This is a genomic window from Sphingomonas sp. Leaf10 (genome assembly GCF_001421245.1).
Taxonomy (GTDB): domain Bacteria; phylum Pseudomonadota; class Alphaproteobacteria; order Sphingomonadales; family Sphingomonadaceae; genus Sphingomonas.
In genome coordinates this window covers 172,074-198,790 of record NZ_LMKE01000031.1, presented here as the reverse complement: position 1 = coordinate 198,790, position 26,717 = coordinate 172,074, and the positions used below count along the sequence as shown (strand labels likewise).

Annotated in this window: 21 protein-coding genes; 15 read left to right on the top strand and 6 right to left on the bottom strand. The window is 66.7% G+C overall.

Annotated features, from left to right (window positions below; translation table 11 throughout):
* The first annotated feature begins 174 nt into the window (after window positions 1–174).
* The 3 genes from ASE59_RS16195 (at window position 175) to ASE59_RS16185 (ending at window position 2,934) form a co-directional block, all read left to right on the top strand.
* Entirely contained in the window at window positions 175–1,179 is a 1,005-nt protein-coding gene (locus tag ASE59_RS16195; RefSeq protein WP_056458623.1) for a phospholipase A, read from the top strand.
* 40 nt (window positions 1,180–1,219) lie between these two features.
* Window positions 1,220–1,771: a peroxiredoxin gene (locus tag ASE59_RS16190; protein ID WP_056458732.1), complete on the top strand. Its 552-nt coding sequence runs from the start codon at window positions 1,220–1,222 to the stop codon at window positions 1,769–1,771.
* A 119-nt stretch (window positions 1,772–1,890) separates the two neighbouring features.
* Window positions 1,891–2,934: a GGDEF domain-containing protein gene (locus tag ASE59_RS16185; RefSeq protein ID WP_156360126.1), complete on the top strand. Its 1,044-nt coding sequence runs from the start codon at window positions 1,891–1,893 to the stop codon at window positions 2,932–2,934.
* 262 nt (window positions 2,935–3,196) lie between these two features.
* Here ASE59_RS16185 and ASE59_RS16180 read toward each other — a convergent pair whose 3' ends face one another.
* A complete protein-coding gene (locus tag ASE59_RS16180) occupies window positions 3,197–4,819 on the bottom strand; it encodes an NAD(P)/FAD-dependent oxidoreductase (RefSeq protein WP_056458620.1) in 1,623 nt (540 codons plus the stop codon).
* A gap of 78 nt (window positions 4,820–4,897) precedes the next feature.
* On the opposite strand from ASE59_RS16180, the gene ASE59_RS16175 reads away from it, so the two are divergent.
* Together ASE59_RS16175 and ASE59_RS16170 are read left to right on the top strand one after the other, a co-directional pair.
* Complete coding sequence (locus ASE59_RS16175; protein WP_056458617.1) at window positions 4,898–7,288, top strand: DUF3772 domain-containing protein; 2,391 nt, start codon at window positions 4,898–4,900, stop codon at window positions 7,286–7,288.
* The gene (locus ASE59_RS16170; RefSeq protein ID WP_056458613.1) at window positions 7,285–8,037 is read left to right on the top strand and encodes a dienelactone hydrolase family protein; all 753 of its coding nucleotides are present in this window, start codon (window positions 7,285–7,287) and stop codon (window positions 8,035–8,037) included. The genes ASE59_RS16175 and ASE59_RS16170 overlap by 4 nt, the downstream gene beginning before the upstream one ends.
* Before the next feature lie 325 nt (window positions 8,038–8,362).
* On the opposite strand, the gene ASE59_RS16165 is transcribed toward ASE59_RS16170, so the two are convergent.
* Both ASE59_RS16165 and ASE59_RS16160 read right to left on the bottom strand, forming a co-directional pair.
* Window positions 8,363–8,785 carry a CoA-binding protein gene (locus tag ASE59_RS16165; protein WP_056458611.1) on the bottom strand — a complete coding sequence of 141 codons (423 nt, stop codon included), beginning with the start codon at window positions 8,783–8,785 and terminating at the stop codon, window positions 8,363–8,365.
* A gap of 1 nt (window position 8,786) precedes the next feature.
* A complete protein-coding gene (locus ASE59_RS16160) occupies window positions 8,787–9,758 on the bottom strand; it encodes an Mrp/NBP35 family ATP-binding protein (RefSeq protein ID WP_056458608.1) in 972 nt (323 codons plus the stop codon).
* Between the two features lie 69 nt (window positions 9,759–9,827).
* Between ASE59_RS16160 and hflK the strand changes: the two genes are divergently transcribed.
* The 5 genes from hflK to ASE59_RS16135 all read left to right on the top strand — a co-directional run bounded on the left by hflK (window position 9,828) and on the right by ASE59_RS16135 (window position 16,148).
* Entirely contained in the window at window positions 9,828–10,949 is a 1,122-nt protein-coding gene (hflK, locus tag ASE59_RS16155) for a protease modulator HflK (RefSeq protein ID WP_056458605.1), read from the top strand.
* Entirely contained in the window at window positions 10,946–11,815 is an 870-nt protein-coding gene (gene hflC / locus ASE59_RS16150) for a protease modulator HflC (RefSeq protein WP_056458603.1), read from the top strand. The genes hflK and hflC overlap by 4 nt, the downstream gene beginning before the upstream one ends.
* A gap of 93 nt (window positions 11,816–11,908) precedes the next feature.
* A complete protein-coding gene (locus ASE59_RS16145) occupies window positions 11,909–13,441 on the top strand; it encodes a Do family serine endopeptidase (protein ID WP_056458601.1) in 1,533 nt (510 codons plus the stop codon).
* Window positions 13,442–13,548: 107 nt separating this feature from the next.
* A complete protein-coding gene (locus ASE59_RS16140) occupies window positions 13,549–15,219 on the top strand; it encodes a helicase HerA-like domain-containing protein (RefSeq protein ID WP_056458598.1) in 1,671 nt (556 codons plus the stop codon).
* 5 nt (window positions 15,220–15,224) lie between these two features.
* Entirely contained in the window at window positions 15,225–16,148 is a 924-nt protein-coding gene (locus ASE59_RS16135) for a hypothetical protein (RefSeq protein WP_056458595.1), read from the top strand.
* Window positions 16,149–16,191: 43 nt separating this feature from the next.
* Here ASE59_RS16135 and ASE59_RS16130 read toward each other — a convergent pair whose 3' ends face one another.
* The 3 genes from ASE59_RS16130 to queF form a co-directional block, all read right to left on the bottom strand.
* Complete coding sequence (locus ASE59_RS16130; protein WP_056458592.1) at window positions 16,192–17,472, bottom strand: glycoside hydrolase family 130 protein; 1,281 nt, start codon at window positions 17,470–17,472, stop codon at window positions 16,192–16,194.
* 37 nt (window positions 17,473–17,509) lie between these two features.
* Window positions 17,510–19,777 (bottom strand): glycosyltransferase family 4 protein, encoded by a 2,268-nt coding sequence (locus ASE59_RS16125; RefSeq protein WP_156360125.1) that lies wholly within the window; start codon window positions 19,775–19,777, stop codon window positions 17,510–17,512.
* Window positions 19,778–19,919: 142 nt separating this feature from the next.
* Window positions 19,920–20,363: a preQ(1) synthase gene (queF, locus tag ASE59_RS16120; RefSeq protein WP_056458588.1), complete on the bottom strand. Its 444-nt coding sequence runs from the start codon at window positions 20,361–20,363 to the stop codon at window positions 19,920–19,922.
* A 29-nt stretch (window positions 20,364–20,392) separates the two neighbouring features.
* Here queF and ASE59_RS16115 point away from each other — a divergent pair, with 29 nt between their 5' ends.
* The 5 genes from ASE59_RS16115 to ASE59_RS16095 all read left to right on the top strand — a co-directional run bounded on the left by ASE59_RS16115 (window position 20,393) and on the right by ASE59_RS16095 (window position 26,680).
* Window positions 20,393–21,940, top strand: a complete 1,548-nt coding sequence (locus ASE59_RS16115) for a cryptochrome/photolyase family protein (protein ID WP_056458585.1) — start codon at window positions 20,393–20,395, stop codon at window positions 21,938–21,940.
* Window positions 21,941–22,104: 164 nt separating this feature from the next.
* Window positions 22,105–22,926, top strand: a complete 822-nt coding sequence (locus ASE59_RS16110) for a sulfurtransferase (protein ID WP_056458583.1) — start codon at window positions 22,105–22,107, stop codon at window positions 22,924–22,926.
* Window positions 22,923–24,116 (top strand): cystathionine beta-lyase, encoded by a 1,194-nt coding sequence (gene metC / locus ASE59_RS16105; protein WP_056458723.1) that lies wholly within the window; start codon window positions 22,923–22,925, stop codon window positions 24,114–24,116. The genes ASE59_RS16110 and metC overlap by 4 nt, the downstream gene beginning before the upstream one ends.
* Window positions 24,113–25,393, top strand: coding sequence for a mechanosensitive ion channel family protein (locus ASE59_RS16100; protein ID WP_056458581.1), 1,281 nt, complete (start codon window positions 24,113–24,115; stop codon window positions 25,391–25,393). Before metC ends, ASE59_RS16100 begins: the two co-directional genes overlap by 4 nt.
* Before the next feature lie 156 nt (window positions 25,394–25,549).
* Entirely contained in the window at window positions 25,550–26,680 is a 1,131-nt protein-coding gene (locus ASE59_RS16095; protein ID WP_056458579.1) for a GNAT family N-acetyltransferase, read from the top strand.
* Window positions 26,681–26,717 lie beyond the last annotated feature (37 nt).

The window sequence follows — 26,717 nt, the reverse complement described above, 5'->3', positions numbered from 1 at the left end:
CCACCCGGCCACCCGCACGGTATCCTCGATGGGTGGCCGGGTGGGGGAGCGGGCCGGCACCGCCCAAAAACACGCAAGATCGCGTGTTTTCGAACGGACTCCAGATAGGCGGGGGAGCGGGCAAAGCGCAAACGCTGCTCGCGGTTGTCGCAAATGGCTGGCACAGACGGGGGCATGATCGCGCTCGCCCTGCTGCTCGCCGCCCCGCAAACCCTGCGAATCGTTGCCGAACCGCCGGCCTCTGCCGGTGCGGCGGAATCCGGCGTGCAGGTCTTCGCGCTCAACGAAGGCAGCGAGCCGGTCGAGGCGGTGCCGAGCGAGATGACGGTCGTCGCCGCCGATGGGACGCGGCTGCGGATCGTACCGGTCGACACGGCGACAGCCACGGTCGCGCCGGGCGGCTTCCGTACGCTGCGCTACCGGGTCGTCGCCCCGGCGGTTGCACAGGCGACGCCGCCGATACCCGCCAAGGATGCCGAGACGGTGGTTGCCACCGCAAGCGGCACCAGATCGGGCTTTCTCGACCGGTTCGAACCGCATGAACCGATCTATGGCGCGTTCGGCCTCGGATCGGACGGCGCCAAGCTGCAATTCAGCCTTGCCGTGCGTCCGTTCGACGGTGCGGGGCTGCTCGACGGCGTGCGGCTCGCGTGGACGCAGACGATGTTCTGGGCGATCGACGCACCGTCCGGCCCGTTCCGCAGCACCAATTACAGCCCCGAAGTCTATTATCAGCGCGCGCTGACCAACGATCTGGTCGGTGCGGTCGGCTATGCCCATGATTCGAACGGGCGCGATGCCGGGTCGATCGACGTGAACCGCCTGTTCGCCTCCGCCAGCTACGCGCTGCCGATCGGCGATGGCTGGCAGGTCGAGGCGACGCCGAAAGCATGGACCTATGTCGGCACCGGCTATCGCGATCTCGACCGCTATTGGGGAAACTGGTCGCTGGGCGCGGCGATCGGACAGGCCGACGGGTTGCGGATCGCCGCCACCCTGCGCAATCCGCTGGGCAGCAGGCGGGCCGGCGAATTGTTCGCATCCTATCCGCTGACCCGGATCGGCGGCGGCACCGGACTGTACGTTTTCGGACAGGCTTTCAGCGGTTACGGGGAGGCGATCGACGATTATCGTCTGCGCAGTTCGAGCGCGCGACTTGGCATCGCCTTCACGCGTTAGCATGATCGACGACAATCTTTCCGACCAAGGAACCCGCCCGATGCGTATCACCCTGCTCGCCGCCGCCCTGACCCTGCCGTTCGCGGCGCCACTGTCGGCGGCCCTCGCGCCCGGTGCCAAGGCACCCGATTTCACCACCCAGGCGGCGATCGCGGGCAAGGCGTTCACGCTCAACCTGCGCTCGCAGCTGCGCAAGGGACCGGTCGTCCTCTACTTCTTCCCGGCGGCGTTTACCGGCGGCTGCAATGCCGAGGCGAAGGCGTTCGCCGACTCGGTCGATCAGTTCAAGGCGGCGGGCGCGACCGTGATCGGCATGTCGGCCGACCCGATCGGTAAATTGCAGGCTTTTTCGAACGAGCATTGCGCCGGCCGTTTCGCCGTCGCCAGTGCCGGTCCGCGCGTGATCCAGGGCTTCGACGTCGCGCTCAACCGTCCGACCGGTGCCGATGGCAAGGCGCCGACGATGACCACGCGCACCAGCTATGTCATTGGACGCGATGGCCGGATCGCCTTCGTCCATTCCGACATGAACCCCGCCGACCATGTCCGCACCACGTTGGCGGCGGTACGTGGCCTCGCCGCACCGCGTTGATCGGACGGCGCGTCGAATCCTCAATCGTGCACAGAGGGTAAATTTCGGCGCAACCTGATCTTAGCAACTGCGGCATAGTCCCTCTGTCGACGGTTTCGCGGGTGCGGAGGGACAACGCGGTGTATCTGGAAAGACTCGGTAGCGCAGCCCCGGCCGGCAACGGCCTGGTTCGTGCGATCCTTACTTTCCTCGAAGATCAACGTCTCGAACCCACCCCGGTCAACTACACCTTCGCCTATCGCGTGATGAGCGATCCGGCGGGCCACCTGGCGCGCGAGGTCGCCCGGCGTACCGATGGCGGCATCCGACTGAGCGGCGGCGAGGTCGAGGAACTGGGCAACGCCATCGAATCCGCCGCGCCCGGGCGCATTGTCGCAGCACCTGTCGCACCGGCTTCCACCGGGCCGGACCCGCGCGCTGCCGAAACGCAGCGTCTGGTCGCCGGGTTCGAATCGACGGTCGCGGCGATGCACGACGAAACCCGCGATTTCGGTCGCGATCTTGCCGCCAGCGCCGATGCGTTGCGGGCAGTGCCGTGTATCGACGTCGCTGCTGCGATTGCCGATCTCGCCCGGATCACCGCGACGATGCGCGCACGCGTCGAGATCGCCGAATCGCGGCTGGCGCAGGCGAAGCACGAAGCGAGCGGGCTGCGCGAGGAACTGGCCGCGGCGCATCAGGATGCCCGGCGCGACCCGCTGACCGAACTGCCCAATCGCCGCGCATTCGAAGCGGCGTTGGCGGACCGGGCCGGTGGCCCGTTCCACGTCGCCCTGTGCGATGTCGATCATTTCAAGTCGGTCAACGACCAACACGGCCATCCGGTCGGCGACCGCGTGCTGAAGGCGATTGCGGCGACGCTGACGCGCGAATGTGCCGGGCAGCTGGTCGCACGCTATGGCGGCGAGGAATTTGCCGTGCTGCTGGGCGGCATCGATCTGGCGAGTGCCGGCGCGCTGCTCGAACGCGCGCGGCGGGCGGTCGGTGCGCGGCGCTACCGGTTGCGGGAAAGTGATACGGTGATCGAAGGGATCACCCTGTCGGCCGGGCTGGTGACGCTGCGGTCGGGCGAGACGATTACCGAGGGCATCGCGCGGGCGGATCGCCTGCTGTATGCGGCTAAACGTGGCGGGCGAAACCAAATGGTTGGCGAAACGCGCTAACTGCTGGTGGAGATTGCACTAATATCGACATGCGCCGACTGTCTGCGAGAAGAAGATTGTTCTAAACCAATATCTTAAAAATATGGCACGCCCCCTGCAATGCTATTGGCATTGCCGGCGAGATGGTTCGCCCGGCCAAAGCAGGGAGTATGTATCATGATCCGCCTTGACCTTCGCCAGCAGTTCGCCGCCGCCTTTGCCGCGTTCTTCGTCTCCGCCGTCCTGCTGTCGGCCGCCGCGCCGGTCGTGCCGATCGCCTGACCTACTTTACCAAGGCGCGGCCGACCGCCTCCGCGACCTTGATGCCATCGACCGCCGCGGACAGGATACCACCGGCATAGCCGGCCCCTTCGCCGGCGGGGAAAAGGTTCGCGGTGTTGAGGCTTTGGAAATCCTCCCCCCGCGTGATCCGCACCGGCGACGATGTCCGGGTCTCCACCCCGGTCATCACCGCATCGGGATGGTCGTAGCCCGGAATCGTGCGACCGAATGCGACCAGCGCCTCGCGCATCGCCGTCACCACGAAATCGGGCAGGCATTCCGACAGGTCGGTCAGGTGGACGCCGGGACGATAGGACGGGATCACGCTACGTAGGGCCGCCGATGGGCGTCCGGCAAGAAAATCGCCGAGCAACTGCGCCGGAGCACGATAGTCGCCACCGCCTGCGGCGTAGGCACGTTCTTCCCAATGGCGTTGCAGTGCGATGCCGGCGAGCGGATGGCCGGGATAGTCGCGCGCCGGATCGATGCCGACGACGATGCCGGAATTGGCGTTGCGTTCGTTGCGCGAATATTGGCTCATGCCGTTCGTCGCGACGCGCCCCGGTTCGGAGGTCGCGGCGACGACGGTCCCGCCCGGACACATGCAAAAGCTGTAGACCGTCCGCTGGTTGGTGCAGTGGTGCGATAGCGTATAGGCCGCCGCGCCGAGATCGGGATGCCCCGCGCACGCCCCGAACCGGGCCTGATCGATCCAGCTTTGTGGATGTTCGATGCGCACACCGATCGAGAACGGCTTGGCTTCGAGGAACACGCCGCGATCGTGCAGCATGTGAAAGGTGTCGCGCGCGCTGTGACCCAGCGCCAGCACGACCGGACCATCGGCGGCCAGCGTCTCGCCGGTCGACAGCTTCAGCCCGGTCAGCCGCCGCGTGCCGTCGGGGCGCTCGTCCAGTTCGATGTCGTCGACGCGGTGCGAGAAACGGTACTCGCCGCCCAGTTCCTCGACGGTCGCGCGCATCGATTCTACCATCTGCACAAGGCGAAAGGTGCCGATATGCGGATGCGCCTCGGTCAGGATTTCCTCGGGCGCGCCGGCCTTCACGAACTCGGTCAGCACCTTGCGGCCCAGATGGCGGGGATCCTTGATCTGGCTCCACAGCTTCCCGTCCGAAAAGGTGCCGGCCCCGCCCTCGCCGAACTGCACGTTCGATTCGGGGTTCAGTTCGCTGCGCCGCCACAGGCCCCAGGTATCCTGCGTCCGTTGCCGCACCACCTTGCCGCGTTCGAGGATGATCGGGCGGAAGCCCATCTGCGCGAGGATGAGGCCGGCGAACAATCCGCATGGCCCCGTCCCGACGACGATCGGGCGGGGGCCGGCATAGTCGGCGAGTGCCTTTGCGACGAAGCGATAGCCCGTGTCGGGCGTCGGCCCGACATTGCGGTCGCGCTTCGTGCGTCCCAGCACCTGTGCTTCGTTGCGGACGGTGACGTCGACCGAATAGACGAGCTGGATATCGTCCTTGTCGCGCGCGTCATGCGCCTTGCGCGCGATCGTGTACCGAACCAGATCGCGGGGAGTGATGCGCAGCCGATCGCGGATCGCGGCGGTTAATGCCTCCTCGGGATGGTTGAGCGGCAGTTTGAGTTCGGAGATGCGAAGCATCGGGCCATCTACAGCCTGTCCGCGTAACGGGAAAGCGTCGCGATTGTCCCCGCCGCGCGATGACGATAGGCCGGGGGCATGATGGCGTTGTTCCGAACCCTGTTGTCGTTGCTGCTGATGGTGACGGCGATTCCGGCTCTGGCGCAGGGGGCCGGCGATGTCGCTGTCCGGCTGGACGCGGCAGCCAGCGAATTGGGGTTGGTCGACGGCGCGCTCGACACCCGACTGGAACAGAGCGACCGTGCGGCGCTGCGTTCCCGGGCACAGGTGGTGCGCGCCACCACGCTCGATGCCGCGCAGCAACTGACTGTCGATCTGGCGCAGATCGACGCGCGGCTGGCGCAACTCGGGCCAGCGGCGTCGGGTGAGGATGCTGCGATCCGCAGCGAACGCTCCGCGCTGGCGCGGCAGCGGACCACGATCGATTCGGCGACCAAGCGCGCGCGGTTGCTGTCGGTGGAGGCCCAGCAGCTTATCGATGAGATTCAAGAAGGGCAGGCCGCCGAGATCAGTCAGAAATGGTTCGGTCGCGGTGCTTCGCCGCTGACGCCGGCATTCTGGAGCGCGATCCTGCGCGCGGTGCCGCGTGATGCGCACCGGATCGAGCGGTTCGTCGCTGCCGAGGTGCGCACGGTCGCCACCGCCGCGCCGGGACGGATGTGGCCGGCGCTGCTGGGCCTCGCCATCGCCATCCTGTTGCTCGGACCGGCACGGCTGGCGGCGGGACGGGTCGGGCAGCGATTGCTGATCGAGGGGGCGCCGGGGCGGCGAGTGCGGCGGTCGGCCAATGCGCTGGGCCGGGTGCTGGTCGGGACGCTCGCGCCCCTGCTCGCCGCCACCGTGGTACTGGCCGGACTGCGCTGGGCAGGTCTGGTCGCGCCGACATGGAGTGCGATGCTCGACCAGTGGCTGGTGGCGATCGGTTTCACCGCCTTTACCAGTTCAGTGCTGGGCGCGGTGCTGATGCGCGGCAGCCCCAGCTGGCGGATCGCGCCGATCGGTGACGCGCTGGCGGCACGGTTGCGACCCTATTCGTTCCTTCTCGCCCTGCTGGCCGGGTTCGCCATCGCGATCGACGCCGGGCACAGCGCGATCGGCACCAGCGCCGCCGCGCGTACCGCGACGGCCGCGCTGCTGGCGCTGGCGCATATCCTGCTGATCGCAAGCGGGCTGTTCGCGATCGGCCGGTTGCGTGCCGAAGCAAGCACGGGCGAGGCCGCACCGGCCCGCACCGGGCTGGCCGCCGTCACGCTGTTCGCATGGGGTGTCGCCGGCGTCGCGCTGCTGGCACTGGCGGCGGGCTATATCGGGTTCGGCCTGTCGGTCGGGCAGATGGCGGCGTGGACGCTGGTGCTGGGCGCGGCGGTCTATCTGGCGCTGGTCGCCATCGACGATGTCGCGACGACGGTGTTCGAACGGTCCAGCCCGCTCGGCCTCGCCCTCACGCGCGGGCTGGGCTTGCGCGGCGGGACGGTCGACCAGTTCGGGGTGCTGCTGTCGGGGGTGCTGCGCGTGCTGCTGGCGGTACTGGCGCTGGCGCTGTGGCTGCTGCCGTTCGGGGGCAGCGGCGTCGCCGATATCTTTACCCGGCTCGGCGATCTGGCGCGCGGCATTCAGGTCGGCGGGGTGACGATCTCCCCCGGCGCGATCCTGCGGTCGGTCGCGGTGCTGGCGATCGGGCTGACGCTGGTGCGCGGGTTCATGCGCTGGCTGGAGGGGCGGTATCTTCCCGCGACCGAGCTGGACGGCAGCGGGCGCAATTCGGTCAGTCTGGTCGCACGCTATGTCGGTATCGCGCTGGCGGTGATCTGGGCGCTGGCGTCGCTCGGCATCGGGGTCGAGCGGATCGCGCTGCTGCTGTCGGCGCTGTCAGTCGGCATCGGGTTCGGCCTGCAGGCGATCACCCAGAATTTCGTGTCGGGCCTGATCCTGCTGGCGGAACGGCCGATCAAGATCGGCGACCTGATCCGCGTCGGCACCGACGAGGGCGATGTGAAGCGGATCAGCGTGCGATCGACCGAGATCGAACTGGCCGATCATTCGACACTGATCGTGCCCAATTCCGAACTCATCACCAAATCGGTGCTCAACAAGACGCTGGCCAGCCCGTTGGGGCGGATTCAGGTGCAGTTTTCGGTGCCGATCGGTGTCGATGCGGCGGCGGTGCAGCAACTAGTGATGGATGCCTTTGCCCGGGAGGTCGCGATATTGACCGATCCGGCACCGTCCGCCTTCATCGATGCGATCGTCAACGATCGGATCGCGTTCAACTGTTTCGCGCATGTCGAATCGCCGCGGGCCGCGTATCGCGCGCGGAGCAACATCCTGCTCGAACTACTCACCCGGTTCCGCGCGGAGGGGATCGAGATGGGCACGGTGCCGCAGCGGCTGGAACTGGTCGCGGCATCGCCAAGCGATCCGGTTCCGCCCTTGCCAGTCGCGCCCGATGGCGGCACGGCGCGGCCATGATCCTGCGCAGCGACGAGTTTGCCGACCTTCCCACCGCCGATGGCGGGGTGATGCGGACCCATGTCTTTCGCCCGGTGGCGGAGGGGCGGTTTCCGGGCGTGGTGCTCTATTCGGAAATCTATCAGGTGACGGCACCGATCCGGCGGCTGGCGGCGTTCATCGCCGGTCATGGCTATGTCGTGGCCGTGCCCGAGGTCTATCACGAATATGAGGCGCCGGGCACGGTGCTGGCCTATGATCCGGCGGGGACCGATCGCGGCAACGAGCTGAAATTCGCCAAGCAGGTGGCGGGGTTCGATGCCGATGCCACGCTGGTGATCGATTTTCTCGAATCGCATCCAGCCTGTTCGGGGCGGATCGGGGTGGCGGGCGTGTGTCTGGGCGGGCACCTCGCCTATCGCGCGGCGCTCGACGGCCGCGTGCTGGCGGCGGCGTGCTTCTATCCGACCGATATCCATTCGGGCACGCTGGGCGAGGGGCGCTGCGACGACAGTTTGGCGCGGATCGGTGAGATTGGTGCGGAGATGCTGTTCGTGTGGGGGCGGCAGGACCCGCATGTGCCCTATGCCGGGCGGGAGGCGATCCGTGGCGCCTTGGAGGCCGCGGGGACGGTGTATGCTTGGCATGAAGTGAATGCGCAGCATGCGTTTCTGCGCGACGAGGGGCCTAGGTACGATCCGGCGTTGTTCGTGACGGCGACCGGGTGGATGCTGGCGTTGTTTGCGCGGGTTTTGGGGGGACGGATTTGAAGGGGCAGGGCGTGTCCTCCTCTTCCAGTTCCTCCCAGCCCCATCCAAGCTCATCCGTTTGCTTCGAGCGCAGGTTCGAGCCTGTCGAGAACCGAAATCGAGAAGGGGTGCCCCAAACTATGCGTTCTCGACGGACGCTTCTCGACAAGCTCGAAGCTGCTCGAACCAAACGGGGTGAGAGAAGGCCGGTTCAGTTCCCCCGTTCGTGCTGAGCTTGCCGAAGACCCGTATCGAAGCATCCGTAACAGGCGGTCCTTCGATACGCCATTTCGACAAGCTCAATGGCTACTCAGGACGAACGGCTGGGGGTTGAGGAAGGAGTGGCTTACCCGACCGCCGCCACCCCCAGCCGAGGAATCTCGATCGCCGGGCAGCGATCCATCACCACCTGCAACCCGGCCGCTTCCGCCCGCGCCGCGGCGGCTTCGTTGATGACGCCCAACTGCATCCACACCGCCCTCGCACCTACCGCGATCGCCGCGTCGACCGCTTCGCCGGCAGCGGCCGAGTTGCGGAAGATGTCGACGATGTCGATCGGCTCGCCGATCTGGTCGAGGTCGCGGAAGACGAACTCGCCGTGGAGATGCTCGCCGGTGATCTGCGGATTGACCGGGATCGCGCGATATCCCTGCCGTTGGAGATACGCCATCACGCGATAGGACGCCCGGTCGGGCCGGTCCGATGCGCCGACCAGTGCGATCGTTCTTGCCTCGGTCAACAAAGTGCGGATGCCGTCATCGTCGAGCATGTCAGTTTCTCGCCAGCCAGTCGCCGACCTGTGCGGCAATCTTGGTGAACGGATCGGCCTCCGCGCCGTTCCCGGCGGCAGGCGGCGTGCCGGCGTCCGAGGCGCTGCGGATGGCGAGCGTCAGCGGGATGCGGCCGAGGAACGGGATGCCGAGCGCGGCGGCCTGTGCTTCCGCGCCGCCGCTGCCGAACGGGTCCGACGCTTCACCGCAATGCGGACAGACATAGCCGGCCATGTTTTCGACCAGGCCGATGATCGGCACCCCGGCCTTGACGAACAGGTCGATCGCGCGGGTCGCATCGATCAGCGCCAGATCCTGCGGCGTCGAGACGATGACCGCGCCGGCTGGCTTGTGCTTCTGGATCATCGTCAGCTGCACGTCGCCAGTGCCCGGCGGCATGTCGACAACCAGCGTGTCGGCCATTTCCCAATGCGCGTCGACCAGTTGCGTCAGGGCACCCGCCGCCATCGGCCCGCGCCATGCGATCGCCTGTCCGGCCGGGACGAGTTGCCCCATCGACAGCAGCGGCACGCCGAGCTTCGTCGCTACGGGCACCAGTTTCTTGTCGTGCGCCTCGGCCCTGATCCCGTCGACGCCCATCAGGCGTGGCTGCGACGGGCCATAGATGTCGGCATCGACCATGCCGACCTTGCGGCCCGAGCGGGCGAGCGCGATGGCGAGATTGGCGGCGAGGGTCGATTTGCCGACCCCGCCCTTGCCGCTCGCCACCGCGACGATGCGTTGCGCGACGCGCTCGCTGGTCTGCGCGACGCGGACGCCGGCGATGCCGGGTGCGGACAGGGCGGCGGCGCGGACATCGGCCTCCAGTGCGTCGCGTGCGGCGGGGGGCAGGCCGGTGACGTCGAGGATGATGCTCGCCTGATCGTCGGTCACCCGGACCGTGGCGCGTCCGGCGGCGACGGGGGCGAGCAGCGCGTCGAGCGCGGCGGCGGCGGGCGAAGATGCGATCATGGCCGCGATGTAGCGTCGGGGAAGCGCGTTACCACTGTAAAACGCAAGGCGGCCCCCTATAAAGGATGGATGCGATGGATCATGGGGCGGCGCGGACGCGCGCAAGTGCTGGGGATGAGCGACAAGGGCCCATGGGGCGGCGGCGGCGATTCCGGGAACGGATCGGGCGGTGGCGGCGGCGATGACGGTCCGCGCAATCCGTGGTCCTTGCCCCCGGCCGGCAAGCGCGGCCGGGTCGGCGGATCGACCTCGCTCGACGAATTTCTGAAGCGGGCGCGCACTGGCGGACCGGGCGGCGGTCCGTCGTTCCCGGCCAATGCCGGGCGGTTGTGGCTGGCGGCGGTCGCCGCGCTGGTGCTGGTGTGGATCGGTTTCACCAGCTTCCATTCGATCGGTCCGCAGGAACGCGGCGTGGTGACGATGTTCGGCCGCTATACCGGCACGCTGAACCCCGGCATTCAGTTCACCCTGCCCGCGCCGATCATGCGCGTGCAGGTCGAGGACGTGCAGAACACCCGCACCGAATCCTTCCCCGAGGGGACCCAGCCCAATCTGATGCTGACCGGCGACCAGAATATCGTCGACTTGGCCTATTCGGTGCGCTGGAACATCAAGTCGCCCGAGGACTATGTCTTCGAAATCAAGAATCCGAAGGAAACCGTGCGCGCCGTCGCCGAGAGCGCGATGCGCGCGGCGGTGGCCGGCAAGAACCTGACGCAGGCGATCGGCTCGGGTCGCGGCGAGATCGAGGCCGAGGTGCAGACGCGGATGCAGGCGCTGCTCGACGAATATCAGTCGGGCGTCCGCGTGTTGGGCGTCAGCATCCAGAAGGCGGCGGCCCCGGCCGAGGTCGACGATGCGTTCAAGGCGGTGACGGCGGCGCAGCAGGAGGCGCAGTCGAACCTGAACCGTTCGCGCGCCTATGCGCAGCAGGTGATCGCCCGCGCACAGGGTGACGCGACCGAATTCGACAAGATCTACGAACAATATCGCCTGTCCCCCGACGTGACCCGCCGGCGGCTGTATTACGAGACTATGGAGCAGGTGTTGAACCGCGCCGACAAGACGATCGTGCAGCCGGGCGTGCAGGCCTATCTGCCGCTGCCCGAGGCGCGTCGCCGCCAGCAGGCGACCCCCGAGCCGGAGGCGCCCACGACGCCGCAGGCCCAGCCGACGGGAGCGGCACGATGACCCGGTGGCTGCGCAATCCGATGGCGGCGGGCATAGCGCTGCTGGTATTGGTCATCCTGTTCTTCAGCACGATCGTGATCGTGCCGGAGACGCGACAGGCGGTGATCCTGCGCTTCCAGCAGCCGGTCAACATCCTCAACCCCTATCGCGCCGATCAGCCGTTCGGCCGGACCGGGGCCGGGCTGGTCGCCAAGATCCCGTTCCTCGACCGGGTGGTGTGGATCGACAAGCGCGTGCTCGATATCGAGCTGAACAACCAGCCGGTCCTGTCGACCGACCAGTTGCGGCTTGAGGTCGACGCCTTTGCCCGGTTCCGGATCGTCGATCCGTTGCAGGCGGTGATCTCGACCGGATCGGCATCGAACACCGAGGAGCGCGTCGCGGCGCAACTCGAACCGCTGCTGTCGTCGGCGCTGCGCGCCGAGCTCGGCCGGCGGCCGTTCGCGACGTTGCTCAGCCCTGAACGCGGCGCGGTGATGGACAATATCCAGAACGCGTTGCAGCGGACTGCGCGTCAATATGGTGCCGAGATCGTCGACGTGCGGATCAAGCATGCCGACCTGCCCGATGGCAGTCCGCTCGAGTCGGCGCTGACGCGGATGCGTTCGGCCCGCGAACAGGAAGCGGCGACGATCGCGGCACAGGGCCAGCGCGATGCACAGGTCGTGCGCGCCAATGCCGAGGGGGAGGCCGCGCGCATCTATGCGGCGAGCTTTGGCAAGGACGCCGATTTCTACGCGTTCTGGCGGGCGATGCAGTCGTATCGCACGACCTTTGCCGGGGCGCCGAACCAGAGCGGCAGCACGTCGATCATCCTGTCGCCCGAAAACGGCTATCTTCGCGAGTTCGGCGGGCGGGAACGCTAAACCGCCGCCGGACATTCAAACCGCGTTCAGCAAGGCAATGGCAGGTTTGCCCCCGAAGGGGTTGTGAGCCTAATTCGAGAGGACCAAATAACTGTGCGTTACGCCTACGCCATTACTTCCGCTCTGTTGCTGGGCGGCGCTGCCGCGACCCTGACGCTCAACCCGTCGGGGGCGCAGACCGCGCAGAACGAACCCGGCGCGATCAACGCCATCTCCGCTCCGCGCGCCGGCGCACCGATGAGCTTCGCCGACATGGTCGCGCGCCTGTCGCCCGCGGTCGTCAACATTTCCACCACGCAGCGCATCACCGTGCAGCAGCAGGCGAACCCGTTCCAGGGCACGCCGCTGGAGCAGTTCTTCGGCGGACGCGGTGGTGGCGGCGGCGGTGGCCGGACGCAGGAGGCGCAATCGCTCGGGTCGGGGTTCCTGATCTCCAACGACGGCTATATCGTCACCAACAACCATGTCGTCTCGGCGGGGGCGGAGGGCGCCACAGTCGAATCGATTACCGTGACGCTGGCCGACCAGAAGGAATATAAGGCGAAGCTGATCGGACGCGATGCGCTGTCCGATCTGGCGGTGCTGAAGATCGACGGTGCGAACTTCCCGTTCGTCCGCTTCGGTGATTCGCGGCAGGCGCGGGTCGGCGACTGGGTGGTGACGATCGGCAACCCGCTCGGCCAGTCGGGCACGGTGACCGCCGGCATCATCTCGGCGCTGAACCGCGTGGGTCAGGGGCCGTATGATCGCTTCATCCAGACCGACGCCGCGATCAACCGCGGCAATTCGGGTGGGCCGATGTTCGACATGCAGGGTAATGTCATCGGCATCAATTCGCAGATCCTGTCGCCGACCGGCGGCAATATCGGCATCGGCTTCGCGATTCCCGCCGAACAGGCCAAGCCGATCGTCGACAAGCTGATGAAGGGTCAGTCGGTCGCGCGCGGCTATCTGGGTCTCGGGCCGCAGGACGTGAGCGAGGACATCGCCAACGCGCTGGGCATCCGCAAGGATCGCGGCGCGCTGGTCCGCAGCGTATCGCCGGGCGAACCGGCCGCGCGTGCCGGCATCCGCGTCGGCGATGTGGTCCTGGCGATCAATGGCAAGGAGATCACGCCGCAACAGTCGCTGACCTATCTGGTCGGACTGGAGTCGCCGGGCAGCCGCGTCACGCTCGACGTGCTGCGCGATGGCCGTCGCCAGCAGATCCCGGTGACGCTGGGCACGCGTCCGTCCGAAGAGCAGTTGCTGGCACAAGATGAGCGGTTCGATCCCAACGAAGCGCCCAAGACCCCGCCGGCGAACGACAGCCTGACGGCGACCGCCGGCATCGCGGTGCAGCCGCTCAACCCGTCGATCGCGCGCCAGCTGGGTCTGGAAGCGGCGACGCGCGGGGTCGTGATCGTTGCGGTCGATCCGAACAGCGATGCGGCGGCCAAGCAGCTGCGGCGCGGCTTCGTCATCCTGTCGGCGGATCGCCAGCCGGTGACGTCGTCAGCCGAACTGGCCCGGGCGGTGGCGGCAGCACGTGCCGCCAAGCGCAAGCTGCTGTTGCAGGTCCAGCCGATCGGTCCGGGCGGATCGGTGCCACCTGCGTTCGTCGCGATCGCAGTCGACGATCAGTAAGTAATGCGGGGGCGGCGAGTAAGATCGCCGCCCTCTTTCCTTGCAATTCACGCAATTTACGCGGGCCATAATCTGGGTAATATCCTGCCACGATAAAGGGCAGGGACATGACCGATACGACCGAACTGTTTCTGGGCGCGACCGCCGGGGGCGTCCGCCAGTCTTTGGTCCTCAGGCGCGGCAATCGTCACGGGCTGATCGCGGGGGCGACCGGCACCGGCAAGACGGTGACGTTGCAGGGACTGGCCGAAAACTTCTCCGCCGCCGGGGTGCCGGTCTTCGTCGCCGATGTGAAGGGCGACCTGTCGGGCATCGCCATGGCCGGCAGCACGACTGCCAAGCCGCACGCCGCCTTTGCCGAACGCGCCGCCGCGATCGGTGACAGCGACTGGCAATATCGCGACACGCCGGTCGTGTTCTGGGACCTGTTCGGGGAGGCCGGCCACCCGATCCGGGCGACGGTGTCGGAAATGGGGCCGCTGCTGCTCAGCCGGATGCTCAACCTGAACGACATACAGGAAGGGGTGCTGACCATCGCCTTCCACGTCGCCGACGAGGACGGGCTGTTGCTGCTCGACCTCGACGATCTGCAGGCGATGCTGGCGCATGTCGCCGAGCGGGCCGACGAACTGACCACCCGCTATGGCAATGTCGGCAAGCAATCGGTCGGTGCGATCCAGCGGGCGCTGCTGCAACTGCGGACGCAGGGCGGCGACCGGTTCTTTGGCGAGCCGGCGCTCGATCTCGCCGATTTCCGGCGGGTGAGCGACGACGGACGCGGCGTCGTGTCGGTGCTGTCCGCCGACAAACTGATGGCGTCGCCGCGCCTGTATGCGACGTTCCTGCTGTGGATGCTGTCCGAATTGTTCGAGACGCTGCCCGAGGTCGGCGACCCCGACAAGCCGGTGCTGGTCTTCTTCTTCGACGAAGCGCATCTGCTGTTCGACGATGCTTCCGACGCGCTGGTCGACAAGGTCGAACAGGTCGTACGGCTGATCCGGTCGAAGGGCGTCGGCATTTATTTCGTGACGCAGAACCCGATCGACATTCCCGATGCGGTCGCCGGGCAACTTGGCAACCGGGTGCAGCATGCCCTGCGCGCCTTTACGCCCAAGGAAGCGCGCGCGATCCGGGCGGCGGCCGAGACGTTCCGTGCCAATCCCGGCGTCGATGTCGCGCAGGCGATCACCGAACTGAAGACCGGCGAGGCGCTGGTATCGGTGTTGCAGGCCGATGGATCGCCCAGCCCGGTCGAGCGCACGCTGATCCGCCCGCCACGGTCGCGGGTCGGGCCGGTAACGCCGGTCGAACGCGGCGTGCTGATCGAGACCGACGTGATCGGCGACCGCTACGACTCCGCGATCGATCGCGAATCGGCGGCCGAATTGCTGGGAGCGAAGGCCGAGGAAGCCGCTGCCGCGGCCGCCGCTGCCAAGGCGCAGGTCGCGGCCGACAAGCAGGCGGCGTTGCAGGCGAAGGAGGACGCGCGCGTAGCCAAGGAGGCCGAGCGGCAGCGCATCGCCGAACAGCGCGTCGCCGACCGGGCAGCGCGCGAGGAGGAAAAGGCGGCGCGGGCCGCCGAGCGCGAGGCGGCGAACAATCCCTGGGCACGCGCCACGCAATCGGCGACGCGATCGGCGGGGTCGGCGGTCGGGCGGATCGTCGTCAACGAGATCGGCAAGCAGGTGTTCGGCACCGGCCGGGGTGGCCGGGCGAACAGCGGTGGCGTCGTCGGCGGATTGCTGCGCGGCGTGCTCGGCGGGCTGTTCCGCGGTTGAGCCGGATGCAGCCGGTCATCGGGGGGACCGAGACGCCCGACATTCCACCCGCACTGTTCGCCATGCCGCCCGGCATGGCGATCCGGTACGAACGGCCCGATCCGACGCTGTCGGACTATACGACCGGCTATCACCTCTATGCTGCCAGTGGGCCGGCATCGATCGGCATGGAGAACTGGTTCCTGCCTGGCACCGCCAACGTCCGGGTGACGCTGAACGCCGGGCCGATCGCGGTGTGGATCGGCAACCGCGTGTTCGATCCGATGCCGCAGGCGAGCCTGTGCGGGCCGAGCAGCCATGCGCTGCGCACGATCACCAATGGCGGGATCATGATCGGCTTCGGCGTCAGCGCGCTGGGTTGGTCACGGCTTTTCGCGGGCGGTGCCGACCTGTATGCCGATCGTATCGTGCCGCTGGCCGATGCCGCGCCGCCGGGCTTTACCGAACGGCTGGTGGCGACGCTGTCGGCGGTCGAGAACGAACATGGCGTGAAGGCGGCGCTCGACGCGTTCCTGCTGGCCGAAATGGGCCCGCCCAGCCCCGATGAGGCGCTGATCCGCCGGATCGCGCGGCTGGTGGTCGACGACGCGCCGGGCGGTCTGGCGCAGGCGGCACGGGAATGGGATATTTCGCCCGAAGTGCTGCGGCGCATCTGTCGCCGGCATTTCGGTTTCCTGCCGAAGACGCTCCTGATCCGCTCGCGCTTCCTTCGCTCGATCATTCCGCTGATCGAATCGCGTGGCGAGGTCGATTATTCGACGATCGATCCCGCCTATTTCAGCGCGTCGCATTTCCTGCGCGATGCGCATGCGGTGCTGGGCACCACGCCGCGCCGGTTCCTGCACGAACAGCTCGATTTCCTGGTCGCAAGTCTGCGCGCGCGCGCGGCGGTGCTGGGCAGCGCGACGCAGGCGCTGCACCGGTTGTGAGTGCGAACGTCATCCCGGCGATCACCGGGATGACTTCGACCTTTCACATCGCGCCGAGCAGCGCCTCGATCGTGACGAAGGCGAAGGCGACCGAGCTGTCGGCCACGCCATAGGGAATAAATATCCGGTCGCCGTGGCGGATCGCGCCGCACGAATAGACAACGTTGGGGACATAGCCTTCGCGGTCCTCGTTCGCCGCGGCCAGGATCGGTTCGCGGGTGCGGCCGATCACCTTCGACGGATCATCCTTGTCGAGCAGCACCGCGCCGATCGCATATTTGCGCATCGCGCCAACGCCGTGGGTCAGCAGCAGCCAGCCTTCGTCGATCTCGATCGGCGGGCCGCAATTGCCGATCTGGACCAGCTCCCACGGATAAACGGGCTTGAGCAGCATCTCGCCCTCGTCCCAATGGGTCAGCGTGTCCGATTTGATGAGGAACAGGTTTTCGCCGTCCTGCCGGCCGATCATCATATATTGCCCGCCGACCTTGCGCGGGAACAGGCCCATGCCCTTGTTCCGCGCGGCGCTGCCGGTCATCGGAACGAGGTCGAACGCGCGGAAGTCGCGGGTGCGCAGCAGTTCCGACTGGATCATCGATCCGTTATAGGCGGTGTAGGTGCCAAGCCATTCGAAGCTGCCATCGTCATGCTGGAAGCGGACGAGGCGCATGTCCTCCAGCCCCTTCGACTGGGCTTCGGTGATCGGAAAGATGACCGTGCCCGACAGCGTCGAGTCGCGATGGCGAAAGACGGTGACCTCACCCTCGGGCGCCTCGTCCTCCTCACCGATCGCGTCGGCGGCGGTGGCGAAGGGCGGTTCGGGCGCCAGCGTCAGTTCGTTCTCGTCGGTGATGATGCCTTCGCGGAACGCGACCGACGAAATATGGCCTTCGCCGACTGCGCGCAGCGACATCAGGATGCGCAGCGATCCGTCGGGCATGCCCGACTGGTCGAAATGCGGTACCGCGCTGGGGTTCATCAACGCGGCGGCGGCATAGCTGTATTCGTGGCAGAAATAGGCGCCGATCAGCTGGCGCTTTTCGTCGCCGATCTCCGCGCCATTCAGGCCGAGCACCGCCTCGATCTCGTCATAGCGGGTCATGAACACGCGGCGCGTCTGCCAATGGCGCGCCTCGAAATCCTTGAGGACGGTTTCGAGCTGCGCGCGTGCCTCGCCGGGCGACATCGCCAGCACTTCGCCGACCAGCCGCTCGGTGCGGCTGGGGGCGGAGCCGTTACGCTGCCATGCGATATGAAAGGGGCGCACCACCACGCGCGAAGGATCGGCGTACAGCCGCATGGGGTGGTTGTAGATGTCCAGCATTCGCGCGTCCAATAGTCCCGGCCGAAGCCGCGGCCGATCAGGCCACGGCGCGGCGCGGGTCTGCCACGGATGCGCGGCGCTTTGAAAGGGCTGAAATCGCACAGGACGCCAATTGCAGGGCGAGAATCGACTCCGCGCCCTGATTGCGGTTCAATCCGGTCGGCATCAGCCCGTCGAAACAGCCGCCATCGGCGACGGTCGCCAGCGGCAGGTCGAGGTCGTTGGCGCCGAGATACCAGTTATACGCCTTGACCGCTTCGTCCCGCCAACGCGGTTCGCCGGTCGCCTCGAACGCGGCGGCGCATGCCTCGACGGTCGCCTGTGCTTCCAGCGGCTGCTGGTCGAACGGGAGCGGTTCGGCATATGGGCGACCGAAGCTTTCGGTGCCGACTGCACGGAAGCGACCCTCGGGCGAGGTCTGGCGGCTGACGATCCAGTCGAGCGTGTCGAGGCCGACCTGCAGGAAATCGTTGCGCTGCAATGCCTTGCCGGCGCGGATCATCGCTTCGGGCAGGCGGGCATTGTCATAGGCGAGGACGATTTCGAACCACTGCCATTCTGGGCGGCGGGTCGCGTCGAGCAGCGTCACCAGTTCCGCGCCGAAGCGGTTGGCGATTTCCCTGGACAAAGCGTGGCCGGAATTGACCTCGAGCATCGCCACCGCCGCCAGCATCGCAAAGGCCCGGGCGCGGGGAGAGCCGAGATCGAGCGCGATCGATGCGGTCTGTTCGTATAGCGCGGTCGCCCAGTCGCGATGCTTGTGCGACTTCGCATCGCGGGCGGTGATCGCCAGCGCCCAGAGCGTACGCCCGTTCGAGTCTTCCGACCCTTCATCCTCGCACCAGGTACGGTCGAAGTTCATGAAGTTGCGGAAGCGGCGCTTGTCGGGGTTCCACGCATATTGGACGAACGATGCGTAGATGGTCGTCCACTTGTCGCGCTGGACCGGATCGAGGTCCTTGATCTGCGACATCAGGATCAGCGCACGGGCATTATCGTCAATGCAATAGCCGTGGCGGCGATCGGGCACCGAATAGATCGAATGCTGCAACATGCCGGTCGCGTCGCTCATCCGCTCCACCGCGGCAAAGTCGGGGGTCAGCGCGGTCAGATCGGCATGGGTTTTCACGCGACTGGGACGGGTGGCGACGGCGCGCTCGATTTCGACCATCGCCGCTTCGGCAAGACACGGGAACAGCATGGTCCGCCCACGGGCATAGGCACGTTCGGCCAGCGTGTCGCGACGATCGTCATTGTCGAGCAGGTCGATGATTTCCCGCGCGAATGCATCGGCATCGCCGAAGTCGACGATCACGCCATGCCCGTCAGCGAGGATTTCGGTGGCATGGACATAGGGCGTCGACACCACGACCTTGCCCACGCCGACTGCGTAGGACAGCGTGCCCGACGTGATCTGGGCCGGGTTGCTGTAGGGGGTGACGTAGAGATCGGCGGCCTGGAGATAGTCCAGAAGTTCATCCTGTTCGACGAAGCCGTCGAGGAAGCAGACATTGTCGGCGACGCCCAGCCGGGCGGCCTGCGCCTTCAGCCGATCGCGATACGCCTCGCCCTCATGCGCAACCAGGTGCGGATGCGTCGCGCCGAGCACGACGTAGAGCGCGTCGGGATGCTGTGCCGCGACCTTGGGCATCGCGTCGATCATCGTCTCGATCCCCTTGTTCGGGGCGAGCAGGCCGAAGGTCAGAATGACGGGACGATCTTCCCAGCCGAACCGGTCCTTCATCGAATCGGGCGCGACGAACGGACGATCATGGACGCCGTGCGGGATCATCACGATCTTGCGGGCATCGGTGCCGTGGACGCGCATCAGGATCTCGCGACCCTTGTCGGCCATCACCACCACCTTTGCAGCGCGGCGCAATAGCGATTCGAGCACGCGACGCTCGTCGGCATTGGGGTTTTCTAGGATGGTGTGCAGCGTGATGACGACCGGTACGTTCACCCGGTCGAGCAGGCCGACGATATGTTCGCCCGCCGGACCGCCATAGATGCCATATTCGTGCTGGACCCACACCGCCTGCGCCCCGCTCGCTTCGATCCGGCGGGCGGCTTCGAGATAGGCGATCCGGTCGTTCTGTGCGATCGCATGGGTCACTTCCGGCGGATAGGCATAGGCGCCGGGCCGGTCGTCCATCGCATAGACGTCGACCGCGAGACCGGGGAAACGATCGCGCAACGCATTGTAGGTGTCGGTCGTAAAGGTCGCGAGCCCGCATTTGCGCGGCAGGAAGTTACCGATCAGCGCGATGCGGTCGAGCGGCTTCATGGCGACCATACGGTCCATCTGCGTTCCTCTTTGCGATATGGTAATCCGTCCCTCGGAGGGACGATGTCCACAAACAGAAACATTCCGAAATGTATAAAAGTTGCATGATTTGTGCGTTGCGGCAGAATAAGCCTGCCGAAACGTTGCGACGATGCGATGATCAACCGCGTCCGCGATAGCCGGGGACGCCCTGATCAGGAATCCAGACGCCGGCGGGTTGTTCCCCCGATTGCCAGAACACGTCGATCGGAATGCCGCCGCGCGGATACCAATAGCCGCCGATGCGCAGCCATACCGGGTTCATTTCGCGGAACAGCCGCTCGCCGATGCCGACGGTGCAATCCTCGTGGAAGGCGGCATGGTTGCGGAATGCGCCGAGGAAGAGTTTCAACGACTTGGATTCGACGATCGTCGTAGCCGGAACATAATCGATGACCAGATGCGCGAAGTCGGGCTGGCCGGTGACCGGGCACAGCGAGGTGAATTCGGGTGAAGTGAAGCGCACCAGATAGGGCGTGTTCCGCGGGTTCGGAACATAATCGAGTTCGGCGGCTTCCGGACTGGCGGGAAGCGGGCTGGCCTGGCCAAGGAATTTCGGGTCCATGGCCGCCATTTAAGGGAAGGCGCGGGCGAATGGAACGGGTGCTGATCCCGGTGCTGGGTGACCAGCTGTCGATGGGCCTGTCGTCGCTGGAACGCGCCGATCCCGATCGCACCACGATCCTGATGATGGAGGTGGTCGAGGAAGCGACCTATGTCCGCCATCATCCCAAGAAGATCGCGTTCCTGTTTGCCGCGATGCGGCATCACGCATCGGCGCTGCGCGAGGCGGGCTGGAGCGTCGATTACGTCACGCTCGACGATCCCGACAATGCCGGCAGCTTCACGGGCGAGATCGCCCGCGCGGTCGAGCGGCACGACCCGACGCGTATCGTAGTCACCGAAGCCGGCGAATGGCGGGTGCAGGCGATGCTGGAGGCGTGGGAGACGATCTTCGGCATTCCCGTCGCGATCCGGCCCGACACGCGCTTTTTATGTTCGCACGAGCGGTTCGCGGCATGGGCGGAGGGGCGGCGCGAGCTGCGCATGGAGTATTTCTATCGCGACATGCGCCGTGAGACCGGGCTGTTGATGGAAGGGGACAAGCCGGTCGGCGGCAAATGGAATTTCGATCACGACAATCGCAAGCCAGCACAGCGCGACATGCTGATGCCGCGCCCGCTGTCGTTCGAACCCGATGCCGTGACGCAGGACGTGTTGAAACTGGTCGGCGAGCGCTTCGGCGATCATGCCGGGACGCTCGACGGATTCGACTTCGCGGTGACGCGCAAGGATGCGCTGCGCCAGCAACGCGCGTTCCTGACCCATGCGCTGCCGGGGTTCGGCGACAATCAGGACGCGATGCTGACCGACGAGCCGTATCTGTGGCACGCGGTGCTCTCACCCTACATCAATGCCGGGCTGCTCGATCCGCTCGACCTGTGCCGAGCGGTCGAGAAGCAGTTCGTCGCCGGCAAGGTGAAGATCAACGCCGCCGAAGGTTTCATCCGGCAGGTGATCGGGTGGCGTGAATATGTCCGCGGCATCTATTGGCGCGAAGGGCCGGACTATGTGACGCGCAACTTCCTGAACGCGAAGCGCGACCTGCCCGGTTTCTACTGGACCGGCGAGACCGACATGCACTGCCTGTCCCAGGCGATCGGGCAGACGCTGGCCAACGCCTATGCCCATCATATCCAGCGATTGATGATCACCGGCAATTTCGCGCTGCTGATCGGGGCCGAGCCGCAACAGGTGCATCGCTGGTATCTGGAGGTCTATGCCGACGCCTATGAATGGGTCGAGCTGCCCAACACGCTGGGGATGAGCCAGTTCGGCGATGGCGGGCTGCTGGGGTCTAAACCCTATGCGTCGTCGGGGGCGTATATCGACCGGATGTCCGATTATTGCAGGTCTTGCCGGTATGACGTGAAGCAGCGGATCGGGCCGGATGCGTGCCCGTTCAACGCGCTCTATTGGGACTTTGTTGTCCGCAACCGCGACAAGTTCGGCAACAATCCGCGCATGGCGATGCCGTATCGCAGCTGGGACAACATGGCGGAGGAAACGCAGCAGGCGTTGCGGAAGCAGGCGGCGGGGTTTCTGAAGGCGTTGAATAAACTGCCGAAATACGCGGACTGAGGGGATCTGCTCCCCTCCCTGGAAGGGAGGGGCTGGGGGTGGGTAGGTTTGGGGCGTGCGTCACGTTCCCTCTCAGACCAACCCACCCCCGACCCCTCACTTCCAAGGAGGGGAGCGGAATAGGATGCTTGACCGGCGGTGCCGCTCGCCTAAGCCTTTTACCTATGCAATCGCTCGTTTCCACCGCGTGGCTCGCCGATCGGATCGGTACTCCCGGCGTGATCGTCCTCGACGTGACGTTCGTGCCCGTCCAGCCCGATCCGCCGCGCGACGAGGCCGCCGAATATGCCGCGGCGCATATCCCCGGTGCGCGCTTCCTCGACATGCGCCACCTGTCGACCGGTCAGGCGACGTCGTTGCCGACGGCCGATAAGTTCGCCGAACGGATCGGGGCGATCGGCGTCGATCAGGATGCGCATGTCGTGCTGTACGACAACTCGCCGCACCATACGGCGGCGCGGGCATGGTGGCTGTTCCGACGGTTCGCGCCGTCGCTGCCGGTCGCGATCCTCGAAGGAGGCTTCGCGAAGTGGCTGAGTGAAGGGCTGCCCGTCGAGAGCGGAGAGGCGGTCGCGGAACCGGTGCGGTTCGTCGCCGACCCCGATCTGGCGGCTGTGCGGACTAAGGCGATGATATTGGCGGGCGATGGGGCGCAACTCGTCGATGCCCGCTCGCCGGGGCGGTTCGACGGGAGCGAGGCCGATCCGCGCGGGCTGCCGTCGGGGCATATTCCGGGTAGCCGCAACCTGCATTATGCGCGCTTCTTTCGTGACGACGGGACGTGGCGATCGCCGGACGAACTGGCGGCGCTGTTCGCAGGCGAAGGTATCGATCTCGACCGGCCGGTGACGACGACCTGCGGGTCGGGCATCACCGCTGCGATCCCCGCCTTTGCACTGCACCTGCTGGGACGGGATGCAGCGTTGTATGATGGCAGCTGGAGCGAATGGGCGGCCGACCCGCAGACGCCGAAGGTGACCGCGTGAGCAAGCACGATATTCCGCAATCGCCGGCGACCCGCGTCGTCACCGGCGGCCGCCGCGACGAATGGACCGGCGGCGTGGTCAACGTGCCCGTCTGGCGCGCGTCGACGATCCTGTACGACGATGTCGCCGATCTGCGCGCGGCGGCAGGCGCGGACACCCATCACCGCCTCTATTACGGCCGGCGCGGCACGCCGACCCAATGGTCGCTGGCCGAGGCGCTGACCGCATTGGAGCCGGGGGCGGGGGGGACGTTGCTCTACCCCTCCGGGGTCGCGGCGATCACGACGGCGCTGCTCGCCTATCTGAAGCCCGGCGATCACCTGTTGCTGCCCGACAGCGCGTACGATCCGACCCGCGCCTTCGCCAACGGCATGTTGAAGACGATCGGGGTGGAGACGACACTGTACGATCCGGTCGTGGGGGCAGGGATCGCCCAGCTGATCCAGCCGAATACCAGGGTGCTGTTTCTCGAAAGCCCCGGCAGTCTGACCTTCGAAGTGCAGGACGTGCCGGCGATGACGGCGATCGCGCGGGCACGCGGCATCACCACCATTCTCGACAATACCTGGGCGACGCCGTTGCTGTTCCCGGCGATGGCGCATGGCGTCGACGTGACGATCATGGCGTGCACTAAATATGTCGTCGGCCATTCGGACGCGATGCTGGGATCGGCGACGGCGGTCGGGTCGCATTGGCAACGTTTACGTGATGCGACCTATCAACTGGGCCAGCATGTCGGGCCGGACGATGCCGCACTCGGCGCCCGGGGTCTGCGCACGATGGCGGTGCGGCTGAAGCAGCATGGCGAATCGTCGATCCGCGTCGCCAGATGGCTGAGCGAACAGCCGGGCGTGGCGCGGGTGCTGCATCCCGCGCTGCCCGGCTGTCCGGGGCATGACATCTTCCTCCGCGATTTCCGGGGGAGCGCCGGGCTGTTCGCCTTCGTCCTCGATGGCGGCAGCGATGCGGGACGGGCGGCGCTGATCGACGGGCTGGCGCTGTTCGGCATCGGCTATAGCTGGGGCGGGTTCGAAAGCCTTGCGCTGCCGATCGATCCGCATCGCTATCGCAGCGTCACCCGGCGCGCGGCCGAAGGACCGATGATCCGGTTGCAGATCGGGCTGGAGGATACCGACGACCTCATCGCCGATCTCGACGCCGGCCTCGCACGGTTCCGGGCGACGCGGTGAACGGGGTCGCCGACTGGCTGGCGGCGCGCGGCCTGCCGGTCGGCGGCGGCGCGGGATTGATCGAGGCAGGCGTAGCGCTCGGCCTCGTGCTGTTGTCGTTGGCGCTCGGCTGGTTCGCAGGGCGCTGGGCGGGGCCGGGGCTGACCGGGCTGTGGCGTGAGCGGGTGGGCGAGCATGCCACCGGCATCGTCGGACGGCTGTGCGACATCGTCCGCCATTTGGTCGCGGTGCTGGCGCTGGCGATCGTCGCACAGGGACGCGACTGGGGGGCGCTGGCCGACATCGTCGTCGGCGTGGCGCTGGGCGCGGCGGTAGCGCGGCTGGCGGTGCAGTTGCTGCGCGGCGTCCATCTGGCGCGGTGGATGGCGTGGACCGTCGGTTTCATCCTGTTCGTCGCCGTGCTGTCGGGCGCGATCGGCGGGCTGGAGCCGATTACCGATACGCTCGACGCGATCGGCTTTTCGATCGGGCGGCGGCGATTGTCACTGCTGGCGCTGGTCAGCACGCTGCTGACCGCCGTGGTGCTCTATGCGATCGTGCGGATCGTCAACAAGCTGGTCGCGCATGGCGTGGCGCAGGCCAAGGGGCTGGACCCGGCGCAGAAACTGCTGGCGCAAAAGCTGGCGTCGATCGCGGTGGTCATCACCGCCTTCTTCTTCGGGATCGACCTGCTCGGCATCGACCTGACGACCTTTGCGATCTTTTCGGGCGGATTGGGACTGGCGGTCGGCTTCGGGTTGCAGAAGACGGTCGGCAATCTGATCGCAGGGATCATCCTGTTGATGGACCGCTCGATCAAGCCGGGCGACGTGATCGTCGTCGGCGACAGCTTCGGCTGGGTCAACAAGATCGGGGTGCGCGCGGTGTCGGTCATCACCCGTGATGGCAAGGAACATCTGATCCCCAACGAAAACCTGATGACGCAGGAGGTCGAGAACTGGTCCTTTTCCGACCGCAACGTCCGGGTACGGATTCCGGTCGGGGTCGGCTATGAGACCGATTTGCGGCTGGCGCAGAAGCTGATGTTGCAGGCGGCGGTGGAAAGCCCGCGCGTGCTGCGCAGTCCCAAGCCGAATGTGTGGCTGATCTCGTACGGCGATTATGCGGTCGAGCACGAGATACTGGCGTGGATCAGCGACCCCGAACAGGGGGTCGGCAATGTCCGGTCCGACGTGCTCAACCGGCTGTGGGACCTGTTCAAGGACAACGGGATCGAGATTCCGGTGCCGCGGCGCGAGCTACTGTTCCGCGATGGGTTGACGGTTACGCGGGAGTAGGGTGCGCCTGCTTTCCTCACGTCACCCCAGCGAAGGCTGGGGTCTCCCGGTTATAGTTCAGGACAGGAGCCGGCAGAGACCCCAGCCTGCGCTGGGGTGACGTGATGGGCGGCCGACACCTTTCCTCGCAACGTCTCACCCCCTATCTTCGCCACCGTGACGACCATCACCGCCCGTATCGCCGAGGGCGTCCGTGCCGTACCTGCCGATCAGTGGGATGCGTGCGCGGGCACGGGCAATCCGTTCCTGTCCCACGCCTTCCTCTCGGCGCTCGAGGCGTCGGGCAGCGTCGGCGGTCGGTCGGGATGGCAGCCGCTGCCGATCATCGTCGACGATGCCGCCGGCGTGCCGGTCGGAATCGCGCCCGCCTATGCCAAGGGGCACAGCCAGGGCGAATATGTGTTCGATCACGCCTGGGCCGATGCGTGGGAGCGGGCGGGGGGCGATTATTACCCCAAGCTGCAGATCGCGGTGCCCTTCACCCCGGTGCCCGGCCCCCGACTGCTGCTGCGTGATGCCGAGCAGGCGCCAGCGCTGATCGGCGCGATCGAGGCGGTAGTGCGGCAGAACGGGCTGTCGTCGGCGCACGCGACCTTTGTCGACGAGGCGCAGCTGGCTGCGTTTCAGGCGGCGGGCTGGCTGACGCGGGCGGGGACGCAGTTTCACTGGGCCAATCGCGGCTATGGCGGTTTCGACGATTTCCTGAACGAGCTTGCCAGTCGCAAGCGCAAGGCGATCCGCAAGGAACGCGCGGCGGCGCTCGACGGGCTGACGGTGCGGCACCTGACCGGGCGCGACATCCGGCCCGAACATTGGGATGCGTTCTGGGCCTTTTATCAGGACACCGGCAACCGGAAGTGGGGCCGGCCGTATTTGACGCGCAGCTTCTTTCCGCTGTTGACGGAGACGATGGGCGATGACGTGCTGCTGATTCTTGCCGAGCGCGACGGCCGGCCGATTGCGGGGGCGCTCAACCTGATCGGCGGCGATGCGCTGTATGGACGCTATTGGGGCGCGGTGGAGGAGGTGCCGTTCCTCCATTTCGAGCTATGCTATTATCAGGCGATCGATGCCGCGATCGCGCGGGGCTTGCAACGGGTCGAGGCGGGGGCGCAGGGCGAGCACAAGCTGGCGCGCGGCTATGTGCCGGTCACGACATGGTCGGCGCATTTCCTGCCCGATCCGGGGTTTCACCGCGCGGTCGCCGAGTTTCTGGAACGCGAGCGCGCGGCGGTTGGGCAGGAGCAGGAATATCTGGGCGAGATGACCCCGTTCAAGCGGGGGTAGCGTGGTGCGTCGCCCTCACCCTTCCGGCGCTTCGCGC

Bases quoted from the DNA above. Each gene is read 5' to 3' on its own strand.
- hflK (WP_056458605.1), top strand. From the start codon at position 9,828: ATGCGATGGATCATGGGGCGGCGCGGACGCGCGCAAGTGCTGGGGATG.
- ASE59_RS16180 (WP_056458620.1), bottom strand. From the start codon at position 4,819: ATGCTTCGCATCTCCGAACTCAAACTGCCGCTCAACCATCCCGAGGAG.
- ASE59_RS16175 (WP_056458617.1), top strand. From the start codon at position 4,898: ATGATGGCGTTGTTCCGAACCCTGTTGTCGTTGCTGCTGATGGTGACG.
- ASE59_RS16115 (WP_056458585.1), top strand. From the start codon at position 20,393: ATGGAACGGGTGCTGATCCCGGTGCTGGGTGACCAGCTGTCGATGGGC.
- ASE59_RS16160 (WP_056458608.1), bottom strand. From the start codon at position 9,758: ATGATCGCATCTTCGCCCGCCGCCGCCGCGCTCGACGCGCTGCTCGCC.
- ASE59_RS16135 (WP_056458595.1), top strand. From the start codon at position 15,225: ATGCAGCCGGTCATCGGGGGGACCGAGACGCCCGACATTCCACCCGCA.
- queF (WP_056458588.1), bottom strand. From the start codon at position 20,363: ATGGACCCGAAATTCCTTGGCCAGGCCAGCCCGCTTCCCGCCAGTCCG.
- ASE59_RS16190 (WP_056458732.1), top strand. From the start codon at position 1,220: ATGCGTATCACCCTGCTCGCCGCCGCCCTGACCCTGCCGTTCGCGGCG.
- hflC (WP_056458603.1), top strand. From the start codon at position 10,946: ATGACCCGGTGGCTGCGCAATCCGATGGCGGCGGGCATAGCGCTGCTG.
- ASE59_RS16125 (WP_156360125.1), bottom strand. From the start codon at position 19,777: ATGGACCGTATGGTCGCCATGAAGCCGCTCGACCGCATCGCGCTGATC.
- ASE59_RS16165 (WP_056458611.1), bottom strand. From the start codon at position 8,785: ATGCTCGACGATGACGGCATCCGCACTTTGTTGACCGAGGCAAGAACG.
- ASE59_RS16130 (WP_056458592.1), bottom strand. From the start codon at position 17,472: ATGCTGGACATCTACAACCACCCCATGCGGCTGTACGCCGATCCTTCG.
- ASE59_RS16170 (WP_056458613.1), top strand. From the start codon at position 7,285: ATGATCCTGCGCAGCGACGAGTTTGCCGACCTTCCCACCGCCGATGGC.
- ASE59_RS16195 (WP_056458623.1), top strand. From the start codon at position 175: ATGATCGCGCTCGCCCTGCTGCTCGCCGCCCCGCAAACCCTGCGAATC.
- ASE59_RS16110 (WP_056458583.1), top strand. From the start codon at position 22,105: ATGCAATCGCTCGTTTCCACCGCGTGGCTCGCCGATCGGATCGGTACT.
- ASE59_RS16140 (WP_056458598.1), top strand. From the start codon at position 13,549: ATGACCGATACGACCGAACTGTTTCTGGGCGCGACCGCCGGGGGCGTC.